Genomic DNA, 12,830 nt, shown 5'->3' on the forward strand with positions numbered 1-12,830 from the left:
GGAACCTCACCCATTTGTTGCTTCCGTCCCGATGAATGCTTGTCGCGCGTCCATAACCTGCGGGAATGCAAAGGCGCCGGGCCGATACAGTCGCCCCTCATGCGATCGATCACCGCCCTTGCCCTCCTGGTCGCCGCGCTGGCCACGACCGGCTGCGCCACCTTCATCGACACGCCGCCCGCGCCGGTCCAGGCCGCCTTGCGCGAGGCCGGCGTGCCGGCCGCCTCGCTGGCGGTGGTGGCCCATCCGCTGGAGGCGCCCGGCACCGGCCTGCGCCTGAACGCGGACCGGCCGATGGCGCCGGCCTCGACGATGAAGACGATCACCGCGGTGGTCGCGCTGGACCGGCTGGGGCCGAGCAGCCGCGGGCAGACGCAGCTGCTGGCCGCGGGCGAGGTCCGTGACGGGCGGCTCGACGGGCCGCTGGTGCTCAAGGGCGGGGCCGACGCGGACCTGGACTGGCCCGCGCTGTGGGCGATGCTGCGCGAGCTGCGGGAGCGCCATGGCGTGCGCGAACTGGCCGGCGGCATCGTCGTCGACCGCGGCCTGTTCCAGCCGTCGCGCTTGGACATCGACGCGCCGCGCTTCGACGAGCAGGCGGAATTTCCCTACAACGTCATTCCCGACGCGCTGCACCTCAACGGCAGCCTGCTGCAGTACGACCTCGCCGCCGATGAGCGCGGGCTGACGGTGCGGCCCTTCCCGCAGTTCGGCGCCCTGGTGATCGACGCCAGCGCGGTGAGGCTCAACGACAAGCCCTGCAAGGACTGGGACGATGGCTGGATGCCGTCGCGCTTCGAGCCCTTGCCCGGCGGTGGGGGCCGGCTGGTGCTCGCGGGCGAGTTCCCGCGCGGCTGCCAGGTGACGCAGTCGCTGAACGTGCTGGACCGGCAATGGGAGACGGCGCAAGCCTTGCGCCAGCTGTGGGGTGAGCTCGGCGGGAGCTTGTCGGGCGAGATCCGCGAGGGCGCGACGCCCGAGGGTGCGCGCGTGCTGGTCCAGCATCGCGACCGCCCGCTGGCGGAGCTGCTGCGGCCGGTGATGAAGGTCTCGGACAACGCGCTGGCGCGGCTGCTGTTCCTGCGCCTGGGCGCGGCCGCGGCGCAGCCGGGCGAGGACACGCGCCAGGCTGCCGCGCGCGTCGTGCGCGACTGGTTCGCGGCGCAGCGCATCGACACCACGGGCATGACGCTGGAGAACGGCTCAGGCCTGTCGCGCACCGAGCGGGCGACTGCGGCGCAACTGGCGGCGATGCTGGGGGCGTCGGCGCGCGGGCCGCACGGGCCGGAGCTGCTGGCGACGCTGCCGGTGGCGGGCGTCGACGGGACGCTGGCGCGGCGCATGAAGGGCACGGCGGCCGAGGGCCGGGCCCGCATGAAGACCGGCACGCTGCGCGACGTCGTGGCGCTGGCGGGCTACGTGCCGGACTCGACCGGCCGGACCTGGATCGTCGTCGCCATCGTCAACGACGAGCAGGCGATGAAGGCGCGCCCCGCCATCGACGCGCTGGTCGACTGGGTGGCGCGGCAATGAGGCCCAGCGAGGGCCGCCAGCGATTGCAAGAACTCATTTCCCCCGGAGGAAGCGAGGGCGGGGGAGAGGGAAGCGTTGAAGGACAGCAGCGCCGTGGCACGAGCCCCCTCACCCTTCCCTCTCCCCCAAAGGGGGCGAGGGGATGACTGCGCCGCGCTGCGCTTCGAACTCCCTCTCCCGCTTGCGGGAGAGGGCAGGGGTGAGGGTCTTCAGGTCACCGCCGGCGACAGCAAGCGCACCGTTCCCGCGGTCGCGTCCATTTCCGCCGGCTGCCCCACCGGCACGGTGAACTTGCGCTTGATGTGGCCGATCATCGCCCCGCGGTACACCGGGATGTTGAGCGGCAGGAAGTAGTCGTCGAACACCTCATCCAGCGTCAGCGTGCCGTAGCTCCCATCCCCGGGCCCGCATTGGGTGAACTTGCCCAGCACCACGCCCGACAGCTGGTCCAGCGCGCCGCACAGCCGCAGCGTCGACAGCATGCGGTCGACGCGGTAGATGTACTCGTTGACCTCCTCCAGGAAGAGGATCGCGCCCCGCGTGTCGGGGAAGTAGGGCGAGCCGGCCAGCGAGCTCAGCACCGCCAGGTTGCCGCCCACCAGCGGTCCACGCGCCAGGCCCGGTCGCAGCGTGCTGATGCGATCCTCGCGCTGGACGAGGTGGGCGCCGCGCTCGCCCTGCGGGTTCTGCAGCAGGTCGGCCTGCGCGTCCATCGCCACGGCGCGGAAATGCTGGAGCGAAAACTCGTTCCACTCCGAGCCCGCGACCGGGCAGTGGAAGGTGATCAGCCCCGTCTGCTTGTGGATCGCGTTGACCAGGCTGGTCAGGTCAGAGAAGCCGCCGAAGAACTTCGGCTTGCGGCGGATCAGCGCGTAGTTCAGCTTGTCGACGATGCGGTTGCATCCTGACCCGCCGGTCAGGGCCAGGATCCCGGCCACCTCGTCGTCGGCGAAGGCGTCGTTGATGTCGGCGGCGCGCTGCACGTCGGTGCCGCCGAACTGGCCGTAACGGCCGCGCACGTTGGCCCCGAGCTTGACCTTGAAGCCCAGCGCCTCGAGCGACTCGACGGCGATCTCCAGTGGCTCGCGCTCATAGGTCGCGTTGGCGGGGCTGACCAGCGCGATCGTGTCGCCGGCGCGCAGCCGCCGCGCGCGCAGCAGCTCGGGCGCGGCATTGGGCCGTGCGGCGCGGGCCGGCGCGGCGGTCTGCGCCCCCGCCGGCGACAGTGCGCCCAGTGCGGCGGCCGCGGCGGCGCCGGTGAGGAGGTGGCGGCGGGAGGCGGTCATGAGGAACTCCGGAAGAAGCAGGCGGGTGGCGCCGGTCGCCGTTCACAGCACCAGCGGCAGCTCGCGGCGTACGCGCTCGCGGTCGCCGAAATCGAAGTGCCACCACTCGGTCGTGATGGTCTGGAAGCCGGCATGGCGCATCGCTGCCCGCAGCCAGCCGCGATGGCGCAGCTGGTCCGCGGTGAGGCCGCCCGCGGCGAGTTGCTCGGCCTCGAACTCGGGGTGGGACGCCGGCGTCATTTCGTCGAAGCCGGTGCCCATGTCGAGTTCGCGGCCCTGGTCGTCCAGCAGGGTCACGTCGACGGCCATGCCGAATGAATGGATCGAGCGCCGCGCCGGGTGGGCCAGGTACTTGGTGAGCGGCGTGCCTTCCAGCTCGGCCCACAGCGCTTCCTGCACCCGCTGCGGCCGCAGCGCATCCAGCACCACCAGCGTCAGGCCGGGGCAGTGGCGGCCCAGCCAGGCGGCGGCCTCGGCGAGCGCATCGGCCGCCTCGCGGCGCAGGAAGGCGCAGTCCAGGCCGCCGTAGACATTGCGGCCGACGAAGTTGTCAGGCGTCGCGTAGCGCAGGTCCACCGCGATGCCGGGGATGATCAGCAGCGAGCGGAACTCGGCATGCGCCGCGATCTCTTCGCAGGGAATGGCATTCATCCGGCGAGGCTGTCCAGGTTGGCGCGGGCCGCGTCCCGCAGGTAGGTGACCAGCCGGCGCGCCGCCTGGGCCAGCGGCGCGCTGGCGGAGGTCAGCAGGTAGAGGTGGATGGCCATTGGCGGCGCCAGCGGCCGGACCTTGACCCGGGTCGGGTCGGCCGACGCGGCGGTGAACGGATCGACGACGGTCATGCCCACGCCCGCCTCCACCAGCGCGCGGGCGAGTTGGTAAGTCTGGACGGTGATGCGGCTGTCCAGGTGCCGGCCCTCGGCCTCGCTGGCGTTGTGCAGCATGTGGCCCAGCGGGTCGTCCTCGGCCATCGCGATCAGCTCGGACTGGATCTCCTCCAGCGGCAGCGGGCCGCTGCCCTGCGCCTCGGGACCCTGCACCGGGCACAGCGCCATCATCGTGCCGCTGGCCAGCACCTCGGCCTTGATGCCGGGATGGCGCGGGTCCTGCAGGCTGAGCGCCAGGTCGGCTTCGCCCAGCAGCAGCGCCGAGACGATCTCGCGGGTGTGGTTGGTGCTGAGCTGGCAGCGGCTGCGCGGGAAGGCCTGCGCCCAGTGCGTCATCGCCGCCGGGATCACCGCGGCGCCCAGCGTCGGCGTGGCCATCAGGCGCAGCGATTCGGACTCGCCGCTGCGCAGGTTGGCCGCCAGGCGCCGGATGGCGACGAGGTCGCGGTTGAGCTTGTCGATCTCGACGAACAGCCGCTGCGCCTCGGGCGTCGGATAGAGCTTGCCGCGCACCCGGTCGAACAGCGGCATGCCCAGCTGCAGCTCGCAGTGCTGCAGCACCTTCGTGACGGCCGGCTGCGAGATGTGCAGCAACTGCGCCGCGCCGCTGATCGTGCCGGCCTGCATGATGGCGTGGAAGACTTCAATGTGACGAAGCCTCATGTCGGCCCCCCGTCCGACGAATACGTCGTCCGGCCCCCCGAGGGGGCCCGGCCCGGCTGGGGGCGGCCCGGCGCTCGGGCCAGCGCGCGAAGAGGAAGAGCAGGCTTATTCACGGTAGACGTTCTCGAAGACCACCCCGCCGTTGGGCTGCATCCTGAAGCCGCGCAGGTCCTTGCTGGTGGGGATGTAGACCGTCGAGTGTGCCATCGTGATCCACGGGCGCTCGCGCTTGAAGATCACCTGCGCCTGCTCGTAGAGCGCGATGCGCCGCGCCTGGTCGGGCGTGGCGCGGGCCGCGTCGATGAGTCGCTCGAACTCGGCGTTGCAGAACTTGACGCCCGACTTGTTGGTCGCGCAGCTGAGGTTGGGTGTCAGGAAGTCGTCGGCGTCGCCGCTCTCGCCGGACCAGCCACTCATGTAGACCGAATGCTCGCCGGCGTTGGCGCGCTTGAGGTACTCGCCCCATTCGTAGGTGCGGATCTGCGCGCGCACGCCGATCCGGGCCCAGTCCTGCTGGATCAACTGCGCCATCAACTGGCCGTTGGGGTTGGTCGGGCGCGTGACGGGCAGCGCCCAGAGGTCGATGTCCAGGCCGTCCGGGAAGCCGGCCTGCCGGAGCAGGGCCTTGGCGCGCTCGGGGTCGTACTCGTTCTTCAGCGCGCGGTTGTAGCCGGGGATGGCCGGCGGGAACGGGTTGACCGCCTGCATCGCGTCGCCGCGCGGGAACAGCGCGCGGAAGATCGCGTCGCGGTCGACGGCGATGTCCAGCGCCTCGCGCACCAGCCGGTTGTCGGTCGGCGGCTTGCGCAGGTTGAAGGACAGGTAGGAGATGTTGAGCGCCTGGATCTTCTCCAGCCGGATGCGTTCGCGATGGCGGTCGATGGCGGCGACGTCGATGTCGCGCAGCGGCGAGGTGATCTGGCATTCGCCGGCAAGCAGCTTCTGCACCCGCACCGCGGCTTCGCGGCTGATGGTGAAGATCAGCTTCTGCGTCTTCTGCGGTTCGCCCCAGTAGTCGGGGTTGGCTTCCATGCGGACGACGTCGTCCTTGGCATAGCTGCGGAAGCGGTAGGGACCGGTGCCGATGGGCAGGCGGTTGATCTGCGCGGCCTTGCCCTCGCGCAGCAGCTGGGCGCCGTACTCGGCCGACTGGATGCCGGCGAAGGCCATCGCGAACCAGGTGACGAAGGTGACGTTGGGCTGCGCGAGGGTGAAGCGGACGGTGCGGTCGTCGAGCTTCTCCATCTTCGTGATCGCCTTGGCCAGGCCCAGGTTCTGCGGATAGATGAAGTTGGCGGGGAAGGCCTTGTTGAACGGGTGCTCGCGGTCGAGGAAGCGGCCGAAGGTGAACAGCACGTCGTCGGCGTTCATCGGCCGCGTGGGGGTGAACCACGGGCGGGTGTGGAAGCGGACGTGCTCGCGCAGCGTGAAGGTGAAGACGCGGGCGTCGGGGCTGATGGTCCAGGCGGTGGCGAGCGCCGGCTGCAGCGCGGTGCCGCCGCGCTCGAAGCGGACCAGCCCCTGGAACATCTGGTTGTTGACGTTGTTGGTGCTGGCGGAATCCCACAGGCCGGGATCGAAGCCCTCGGGGCTGGCGTCGGTGCAGTAGACCAGCGGCTTGGGCGCGGCGGCATCGGCCGCCTGGACGACGGGCAGTGCCGCGAGCAGCCACGCGGCCAGCGAGAGGGAGAGGGCAGGGCGCATCGGGGGGGAGGGCTAGCCGGCGCATTGTCGAAACGCCGGTGCGACGGTCACAACTGAAATGGGGCGGTTGGACCATAACACCGGGTTATGCGGGCGCTGGCTTCAGCGGCAGCCCGTTGCCCGCCCCTCTCGCCTGCTTGAGGCGGACCAGCGTCATGCGGTAGGCCAAGGCGCCCTCCCGTTTGCCAACGCAGAACACGATCACGATCAGCAGGCCGTCTTCGACGCCGTAAGTGAGGCGGATGCCTTGCCGCAGCAGCTTGATCTTGTAGAGGCCGGAGAGCTCGCCCTTCAGCGCCGACCCCGGCACATGAGGACGACGCAGTCGCTTGATCAGCAAGCCCTTGAGCGCTTGGCGAATCGATCCGTCCAGCGCCCGCCATTCATCCCAGGCTTGCGGAAGGAAGCGCAGGCCATACGGGCGGGGTCCCGGTGGCGGTTCAGAGTTCGTCAAGGTCGACCTCGATCAGCGTGGACTTGTCCGCGAGGCGCTCGATCGTCTTCTTGTAGGTGGCCTGGTCCGCGAGGTCGTCCATGATGGCCTCGTACAGGAGGGGATCCATCACGTAGAAGGCCGCATGGCCGTTGCGAAGCACGGTGATCGGCCGATGGTTGGCGGCGTCCAGGACGAGCGCCGTCTGCTTCTTGAACTCGGAGAGGGTGACGGTGAGTTCGTGGTCGCTGGCTTCCATATCGGCTCCTTCAGGCGAGACGATTATGGGTGTCGCCTCGAGACGCGGTCGGTAGGGACGGCTCAAGGGCGGGGCAGAGAACTCGGGCGTACGGAGGGGCATGAGGTCACCTGTCGGAACGAAGGGGACGTCATTTCACTTGGACCCGCTCGGATCGGCAATCGCATCGACCAGTCGAATTGCTGACTTGGAACGGGGGGCTGAGCCGCGTCCCCCGTTGCCATCGCAGGCTCAGATCACATCACACGCCACCAGCCGCCCGTCCAGCTCACGCAGCTCGGGGCGGACCTCGGCGCAGCGCGGGAGGGCCAGCGGGCAGCGCTGGTGGAACGCGCAACCGGTCGGGGGCTTGAGCGGGCTCGGGAGCTCGCCGTGGATGCGGATGCGCTGGCGGCGGTCGGCCGGACGCAGCGCCGGCGTCGCGCTGATCAGCGCCTGCGTGTACGGGTGCAGCGGCCGCGCGAAGATGCGGCGCTTGTCGCCGTGTTCCACCGCGCGACCCAGGTACATCACCATCACCTCGTCGGCCACATGCTCCACCACCGCCAGGTTGTGCGAGATGAACACGTAGCCGGTGCCGAACTCCTCTTGCAGGTCCATGAACAGGTTGAGGATCTGCGCCTGGATCGACAGGTCCAGCGCCGAGGTCGGCTCGTCCGCGATCACGATGCCGGGCTGCATCACCATCGCCCGCGCGATCGAGATGCGCTGGCGCTGGCCGCCCGAGAACATGTGCGGGTAGCGCTGCAGGTGCTCCGGCCGCAGGCCGACCTTGGCCGCCAGCGCCTCGATCCGCTCCCGCCGCTCGGCACGGCCCAGCGTCGTGTTGATCATCAGCGGCTCCGCCAGCGTCGACGCGATCGTCTTGCGCGGATTCAAGGCGGCGTAGGGGTTCTGGAACACCATCTGCACCTCGCGCCGCAAGGCCTTGCGCGCGGCCGCGTCGGCGGTATCACGGCCATGGATGCGCAGCGTGCCGGCGCTCGGCGCCTCGATCAGCGTCAGCGCCCGCGCCAGCGTGGACTTGCCGCAGCCGGACTCGCCCACCACCGCCAGGGTCTTGCCCGCCGCCAGCTCGAAGCTCACGCCGTCCAGCGCGCGCACCGTCGCGGCCGGCGCGAACCAGCCGCGGCTCACGCGGTAGTGGCGAGCCAGCTCGCGCGCCTGCAGCACCGGCGCAGCGCCTGTCGTCGCGTCCGCCCCGGACATCGAGAACGCCGGCATCGGCGCGTCGTCGGCGGCGCTCATGCGGCGGTCTCCTCGCTCAGCGGATAGAAGCAGCGCACGCCGGCGTCCAGCGCCGGCCGCTGCGCGCGGCAGCGGTCCTGCGCACGCGGGCAGCGCGGCGAGAACAGGCAACCCGACGGCCGGTCGAGCGCGCCCGGCACGATGCCCGGCAGCGCCTGCAGGCGGCGTCCGCCGCGGTTGTGCTCGGGGATCGCGGCCAGCAAGGCCGCCGTGTAGGGATGCCGCGGCGACTCGAAGACATCGGGCAGCCGGCCCGTCTCGACCACCTGGCCGGCGTACATCACCGCCACGCGCTGCGCCATCTCCGCCACCACCGCGAGGTCGTGCGTGATCATCACCAGCGCCATGCCGCGCTCTCGCTGCAGGCGCAGCAGCAGGTCCATGATCTGGGCCTGGATCGTCACGTCCAGCGCCGTTGTCGGTTCGTCGGCGATCAGCAGCTTGGGCGAGCAGGCGATCGCCAGCGCGATCATCACGCGCTGGTTCATGCCGCCCGAGAGTTCATGCGGATAGGCGCCCAGTCGGCTCGCCGCGTCGGGGATCTCGACCTGCTGCAGCAGCTCCAGCGCGCGCTGGCGCGCCGCCGCGCCGCGCAGGCCGAGGTGGGCCCGCAGCACCTCCTCGATCTGGTGGCCGACGGTGTAGCTCGGGTTGAGCGAGGCCAGCGCATCCTGGAACACCATCGCGATGTCCTTGCCCACCAGCCGTCGGCGCGCGGCCGCGGGCATCGCCAGCAGGTCCTGGTCCTCGAAGCGCAGCGAGGCCGCGCTGGTCACGCCGGGCGCGTCGATCAGCCCCATCAGCGCCATCATGCTGACCGACTTGCCGGAGCCCGATTCGCCGACGATGCCCAGCACCTCGCCGGGCGCGACATCGAGGTCGACGCCGTCCACCGCCGGAAAGGCGCCGAAGCGCACGCGCAGGTCACGGATCTCCAGCATCACGAGACCCTCTTCAGGCGCGGGTCGAGCGCGTCGCGCAGGCCGTCGCCCATCAGGTTGACGCTCAGCACCGACACGAGGATCGCCAGTCCGGGCAGCGTCACCACCCAGGGCGCGCGCACGATGTAGTCGCGCGCCGACGACAGCATCGTGCCCCACTCGGCCATCGGCGCCTGGACGCCCAGTCCGAGGAAACCAAGGCCGGCGGCCTCGAGGATCGCGGCCGAGAAGCTCAGCGAGGCGTTGACGATCAGCGGCGCCAGGCAGTTGGGCAGCACCGTCGAGAACATCAGCCGCCAGGTCGACGCGCCGGCCACGCGGCTGGCGGTGACGTAGTCCTTGCCGAGCTCGGCGAGCGCGGCGGCACGGGTGAGCCGGACGTACTCCGGCAGGCTGCCGATGGCGATCGCGATCACCGTGTTCATCAGGCCCGGCCCGAGCACCGTGATCACGCAGATCGCCAGCAGCAGGCCGGGCAGCGCGAGCATCACGTCCATCAGCCGCATCACGACCGGCGCCAGCAGCCGCTGGTGGAAGGCTGCGAGCAGCCCCAGCAGCACGCCGGGGATCAGCGACAGCACGACCGAGGCGAGCCCGATGCCGAGCGACACGCGCGCGCCGTGCAGCAGCCGCGACAGCAGGTCGCGACCGAGTTCATCGGTGCCGAGCAGGAAGCGCGCCTGGCCGCCGTCCATCCACAGCGGCGGGGTCAGCATCGCCTCGCGGTACTGCCGCACCGGATCGTGCGGCGCGATCCAGGGCGCGAGCAGCGCCGCCAGCGCCAGCAGCGTGAACACGACCAGCGCCACCAGCGCGCCGCGGTTGGCGGAGAAACCGCGCCAGAACTCGGCCAGCGGGCCGGGCGGCATTGCCGGCGGAAGCACTGGCGCGATGACGGGCGCGATCTCGGGTGGGAGGCTCGTCGGCGCCGGGCGGGTGGGATCGCTCATGCTCATCTCAGCCCTGCTTGCGGATGCGCGGGTTGACCACGCCGTACAGCAGGTCCACCAGCAGGTTGACCGCGATGAAGGTGCAGGCCGAGATCAGGATGCCGGCCTGCACGACCGGATAGTCGCGGCGCGCGATGGCGTCGATCAGCCACTTGCCGATGCCGGGCCAGCTGAAGATGGTCTCGGTCAGCACCGCGCCGGCCAGCAGGCTGCCGACCTTCAGTCCGATCACCGTGATGACGGGGATCAGCGCGTTGCGCAGGCCGTGCACCAGCACCACCCGCGCCGGCGACAGGCCGCGGGCGCGGGCGCTGCGCATGTAGTCCTCGCGCAGCACCTCCAGCAGGCTGGAGCGCGTCATGCGCGCGATCACCGCCGTCGTGCTGGTGCCCAGCACCAGCGCCGGCAGCAGCAGGTGGCGCAGCGCCGAGCGCCAGGCGCCGGCCTCGTCGTGCAGCGCCGCGTCGATCAGCATGAAGCCGGTGACGCGCTGCACGTCGTACTCGACGGCGATGCGGCCCGACACCGGCGTCCATCCCAGTCCGACCGAGAACAGCATGATGAGGATCAGCCCCCACCAGAACACCGGCATCGAATAACCCACCGTGGCCACGCCCATCACGCCCTGGTCCAGCAGCGAGCCGCGACGCAGCGCCGCGGCGATGCCCAGGGCCATGCCCAGCACGATCGCCAGCAGCAGCGCGAACAGCGCCAGCTCGGCGGTGGCCGGAAACAGCGCGCGGAATTCGTGCGAGACCGGCTCGTGCGACACCAGCGATCGCCCCAGGTCACCGTGCAGCAGGCCGCCGACATAGTCCGCGTACTGGCGCCACAGCGGCTGGTCCAGGCCGAGCTCGTGCATCAGCCGCGCATGCGTGGCCTCGTCCAGCGCGCGCTCGCCCATCATGATCGCGATCGGATCGCCCGGCACCAGTCGGATCAGGCCGAAGGCGACCAGCGTCACGCCGATCAGCGTCGGCAGCAAGGTGGCCAGGCGGCGGAGGAAGAAGTTCAGCAAGGCAGGCGGCGCCAGGTCAATACGCCGAACGCACCTGCGAGTCCGCGGCGCGCGGCTGCTTCATGAGCATCCCGCCGGGCGTGGTGACCACCTCCAGCAGCGCGGCGGTCTCGGCATCCATGTCGCCGGCGAAGTTGGCCGGACGGTATTTCATCTGGAAGGTGCTGATCACCTCGCGGGTGGCGACGTCGAACTCGCCGGTGCGCGGCGTCTGGTAGCCCACCTGCGCCAGGCGCTGCTGGAACCAGTTGACGTCGGGCACCGGGCCGACCTCGTAGATGGCCCGCTTGATCTGCACCTGCGCCGCGTCCGGCCAGGCGATCAGGCCGGCGTCGGCGAGCTGCTTCCAGGGGAATTCCGGGCCCGGGTCCTGCTTGCGCCCCGGCGCGATGTCGTTGTGGCCGAGGATGCGGTCGGAGCGGATGCCGTGGCGCGCGACGATCTCGCGGGTCAGCTGGATGACGTCGTCGATCTGCTGCTGCGGATAGGGCGCGTAGACGCGGCCCAGCGGCGTGTCGGTGAAGCCGGCGTTGACGATCTCGATGCCGATCGAGGCCGAGTTCAGGTTGGTCGCGCCGCCCCAGTAGCTGACGCCGGCGTGCCAGGCTCGGCGGTTCTCGTCGACCAGCTGGTAGACCTTGGACGGGTTGTCCTGCACCAGGTAATGCGCGGAGACCTTGCCGCCGGTGGTCAGCACCTTCATCGACTTGTCGAAGTCGAGCACCGTGTAGTGGAGGATCAGGAACTGCGCGCGGCTGTCCTGGTTCTCCGAGACATGCGTCTTGTCGATCTGCAGCGTGGGCGAGGCGCAGGCCGCGAGCAGCGCGGCGGCGGCGAGGGTCAGGAGCTTGGTCTTCATGGGGCGAGGGCCGCGCGCCGCGCGGCGGCCAGGGCGGTGTCGGGTTGTTGAACGGCGAGGGGCAGGTCGTGCGGCAGCGCGGCGCGCAGGCCGGTCTCGATCGCCGGGTGCAATTGCAGCACACGTCCGGCGGCGGTGACGGGACGCACGCCCAGGCGGCGCACGAGCGCCAGCGGCAGCCGGGCGAGCTCGCGGCCGGCGCGGTGCAGCAGCGCGAGGGCGTCGGGATCGTCGGCCTCGGCCGCGCGCGCGACGGCCAGCGCGAGCCGGCCGATCGAGCCGCGCCGTGCCGCGTTGTCGCCGCCGTACATGAAGGCGCGGGTGGTCGGCCAGTCCGCGCCGCCGAGTTCGTCGAACAGATGGCGCGCCAGCGCCGAGTCCGTCCAGGCGCCGGGGGCGTCGTCCTCGCGTCGCCAGACCAGCGCCAGTGCCTCGCGGGCGATCCACTGGCCGCCGCCTTCGTCGCCGAGCAGCGGACCGCGGCCGCCGGCACGGTGCAGCGCGCCGTCCGCGTCGATGAAGGCCGCGATCGCGCCGGTGCCGGCGTAGACCAGGTAGCCCTCGCCGGGGCGGTAGAGCGCATGCCAGGCCTGGGCGATGTCGCTGTCGCAATGGATCTGCGCCGGCGCCAGGCCCAGCTGCTGCGCCAGCAGCGCACGCAGCTGCCGGCCGGCGGGGCCGTCGGGTTCGCCAAGCCCGGTGATGCCGGCCTGCAGGCCGCGCAGGGCGCCCGGTGCCGCGTGCGCGATCACCGCGGCGGCGAGCGATTGCAGCGTCTGCGCCAGCGCCACGCGGCCGGCGCTGCTGTCCAGCAGCAGCGCGCTGAAGCCGCCGACCTCGCCGCGCGCGACCAGCGTGCCGTCGGGCCGCGACAGCGCCCAGCGCGTCTGCGTGCCGCCGGCGTCGAGCCCCAGGCCGAGCCCGGCACCGGCGCGCGCGCTGCCCGGCCGGTCGGGCGCGTGGGCGGAGGCGGTGGCGTCGGGGGTGAGGCTCATGGGGGAGGGCGTGGCGCGCGGAGCTTAAGAGGCGCGTCGCGGGCCCGCCATTGT

At 71.3% G+C, this 12,830-nt stretch carries 13 protein-coding genes; 1 reads left to right on the forward strand and 12 read right to left on the reverse strand.

Going from position 1 to position 12,830, the window contains the following annotated elements; all coding sequences use genetic code 11:
* The first annotated feature begins 99 nt into the window (after nucleotides 1-99).
* Nucleotides 100-1,533 (forward strand): D-alanyl-D-alanine carboxypeptidase/D-alanyl-D-alanine endopeptidase, encoded by a 1,434-nt coding sequence (gene dacB / locus ACTJKJ_RS02590; protein WP_440819501.1) that lies wholly within the window; start codon nucleotides 100-102, stop codon nucleotides 1,531-1,533.
* A 209-nt stretch (nucleotides 1,534-1,742) separates the two neighbouring features.
* Here the strand turns inward: dacB and ACTJKJ_RS02595 are convergent, their stop codons facing one another.
* From ACTJKJ_RS02595 to ACTJKJ_RS02650, 12 genes are all read right to left on the reverse strand, one after another.
* Nucleotides 1,743-2,819 (reverse strand): S66 peptidase family protein, encoded by a 1,077-nt coding sequence (locus tag ACTJKJ_RS02595; protein ID WP_440819502.1) that lies wholly within the window; start codon nucleotides 2,817-2,819, stop codon nucleotides 1,743-1,745.
* A 42-nt stretch (nucleotides 2,820-2,861) separates the two neighbouring features.
* Nucleotides 2,862-3,470 (reverse strand): M15 family metallopeptidase, encoded by a 609-nt coding sequence (locus ACTJKJ_RS02600; RefSeq protein ID WP_440819503.1) that lies wholly within the window; start codon nucleotides 3,468-3,470, stop codon nucleotides 2,862-2,864.
* Nucleotides 3,467-4,369 (reverse strand): LysR family transcriptional regulator, encoded by a 903-nt coding sequence (locus tag ACTJKJ_RS02605; protein ID WP_183483400.1) that lies wholly within the window; start codon nucleotides 4,367-4,369, stop codon nucleotides 3,467-3,469. Before ACTJKJ_RS02605 ends, ACTJKJ_RS02600 begins: the two co-directional genes overlap by 4 nt.
* A 105-nt stretch (nucleotides 4,370-4,474) precedes the next feature.
* Nucleotides 4,475-6,073, reverse strand: a complete 1,599-nt coding sequence (locus ACTJKJ_RS02610) for an ABC transporter substrate-binding protein (RefSeq protein WP_440819504.1) — start codon at nucleotides 6,071-6,073, stop codon at nucleotides 4,475-4,477.
* 85 nt (nucleotides 6,074-6,158) lie between these two features.
* The gene (locus ACTJKJ_RS02615; protein ID WP_440819505.1) at nucleotides 6,159-6,527 is read right to left on the reverse strand and encodes a type II toxin-antitoxin system RelE family toxin; all 369 of its coding nucleotides are present in this window, start codon (nucleotides 6,525-6,527) and stop codon (nucleotides 6,159-6,161) included.
* Nucleotides 6,514-6,765 carry a type II toxin-antitoxin system Phd/YefM family antitoxin gene (locus ACTJKJ_RS02620; protein ID WP_091729025.1) on the reverse strand — a complete coding sequence of 84 codons (252 nt, stop codon included), beginning with the start codon at nucleotides 6,763-6,765 and terminating at the stop codon, nucleotides 6,514-6,516. The genes ACTJKJ_RS02615 and ACTJKJ_RS02620 overlap by 14 nt, the downstream gene beginning before the upstream one ends.
* A 231-nt stretch (nucleotides 6,766-6,996) precedes the next feature.
* Nucleotides 6,997-7,974, reverse strand: a complete 978-nt coding sequence (locus tag ACTJKJ_RS02625) for a peptide ABC transporter ATP-binding protein (RefSeq protein WP_440819562.1) — start codon at nucleotides 7,972-7,974, stop codon at nucleotides 6,997-6,999.
* Nucleotides 7,975-8,009: 35 nt separating this feature from the next.
* On the reverse strand, nucleotides 8,010-8,954 hold the full coding sequence (locus ACTJKJ_RS02630) for an ABC transporter ATP-binding protein (protein WP_091729022.1): 945 nt from the start codon (nucleotides 8,952-8,954) through the stop codon (nucleotides 8,010-8,012).
* Nucleotides 8,954-9,823, reverse strand: a complete 870-nt coding sequence (locus ACTJKJ_RS02635) for an ABC transporter permease subunit (RefSeq protein ID WP_440819563.1) — start codon at nucleotides 9,821-9,823, stop codon at nucleotides 8,954-8,956. Before ACTJKJ_RS02635 ends, ACTJKJ_RS02630 begins: the two co-directional genes overlap by 1 nt.
* Nucleotides 9,824-9,911: 88 nt before the next feature.
* Entirely contained in the window at nucleotides 9,912-10,922 is a 1,011-nt protein-coding gene (locus tag ACTJKJ_RS02640) for an ABC transporter permease subunit (RefSeq protein WP_091729016.1), read from the reverse strand.
* Between the two features lie 16 nt (nucleotides 10,923-10,938).
* Nucleotides 10,939-11,781, reverse strand: coding sequence for an N-acetylmuramoyl-L-alanine amidase (locus ACTJKJ_RS02645; RefSeq protein WP_440819506.1), 843 nt, complete (start codon nucleotides 11,779-11,781; stop codon nucleotides 10,939-10,941).
* Nucleotides 11,778-12,776 (reverse strand): N-acetylglucosamine kinase, encoded by a 999-nt coding sequence (locus tag ACTJKJ_RS02650; protein WP_440819507.1) that lies wholly within the window; start codon nucleotides 12,774-12,776, stop codon nucleotides 11,778-11,780. Before ACTJKJ_RS02650 ends, ACTJKJ_RS02645 begins: the two co-directional genes overlap by 4 nt.
* Between the last annotated feature and the right edge of the window lie 54 nt (nucleotides 12,777-12,830).

Origin of the sequence: Roseateles sp. 22389 (genome assembly GCF_052044995.1) — a bacterium.
Taxonomy (GTDB): Bacteria; Pseudomonadota; Gammaproteobacteria; order Burkholderiales; family Burkholderiaceae_C; genus Roseateles.

Excerpts from the sequence above, each read along its gene's own strand:
- dacB (WP_440819501.1), top strand. The coding sequence starts at position 100 with ATGCGATCGATCACCGCCCTTGCCCTCCTGGTCGCCGCGCTGGCCACG.
- ACTJKJ_RS02595 (WP_440819502.1), bottom strand. The coding sequence starts at position 2,819 with ATGACCGCCTCCCGCCGCCACCTCCTCACCGGCGCCGCCGCGGCCGCC.
- ACTJKJ_RS02600 (WP_440819503.1), bottom strand. The coding sequence starts at position 3,470 with ATGAATGCCATTCCCTGCGAAGAGATCGCGGCGCATGCCGAGTTCCGC.
- ACTJKJ_RS02605 (WP_183483400.1), bottom strand. The coding sequence starts at position 4,369 with ATGAGGCTTCGTCACATTGAAGTCTTCCACGCCATCATGCAGGCCGGC.
- ACTJKJ_RS02610 (WP_440819504.1), bottom strand. The coding sequence starts at position 6,073 with ATGCGCCCTGCCCTCTCCCTCTCGCTGGCCGCGTGGCTGCTCGCGGCA.
- ACTJKJ_RS02620 (WP_091729025.1), bottom strand. The coding sequence starts at position 6,765 with ATGGAAGCCAGCGACCACGAACTCACCGTCACCCTCTCCGAGTTCAAG.
- ACTJKJ_RS02625 (WP_440819562.1), bottom strand. The coding sequence starts at position 7,974 with ATGTCCGGGGCGGACGCGACGACAGGCGCTGCGCCGGTGCTGCAGGCG.
- ACTJKJ_RS02630 (WP_091729022.1), bottom strand. The coding sequence starts at position 8,954 with ATGCTGGAGATCCGTGACCTGCGCGTGCGCTTCGGCGCCTTTCCGGCG.
- ACTJKJ_RS02635 (WP_440819563.1), bottom strand. The coding sequence starts at position 9,823 with ATGCCGCCCGGCCCGCTGGCCGAGTTCTGGCGCGGTTTCTCCGCCAAC.
- ACTJKJ_RS02645 (WP_440819506.1), bottom strand. The coding sequence starts at position 11,781 with ATGAAGACCAAGCTCCTGACCCTCGCCGCCGCCGCGCTGCTCGCGGCC.
- ACTJKJ_RS02650 (WP_440819507.1), bottom strand. The coding sequence starts at position 12,776 with ATGAGCCTCACCCCCGACGCCACCGCCTCCGCCCACGCGCCCGACCGG.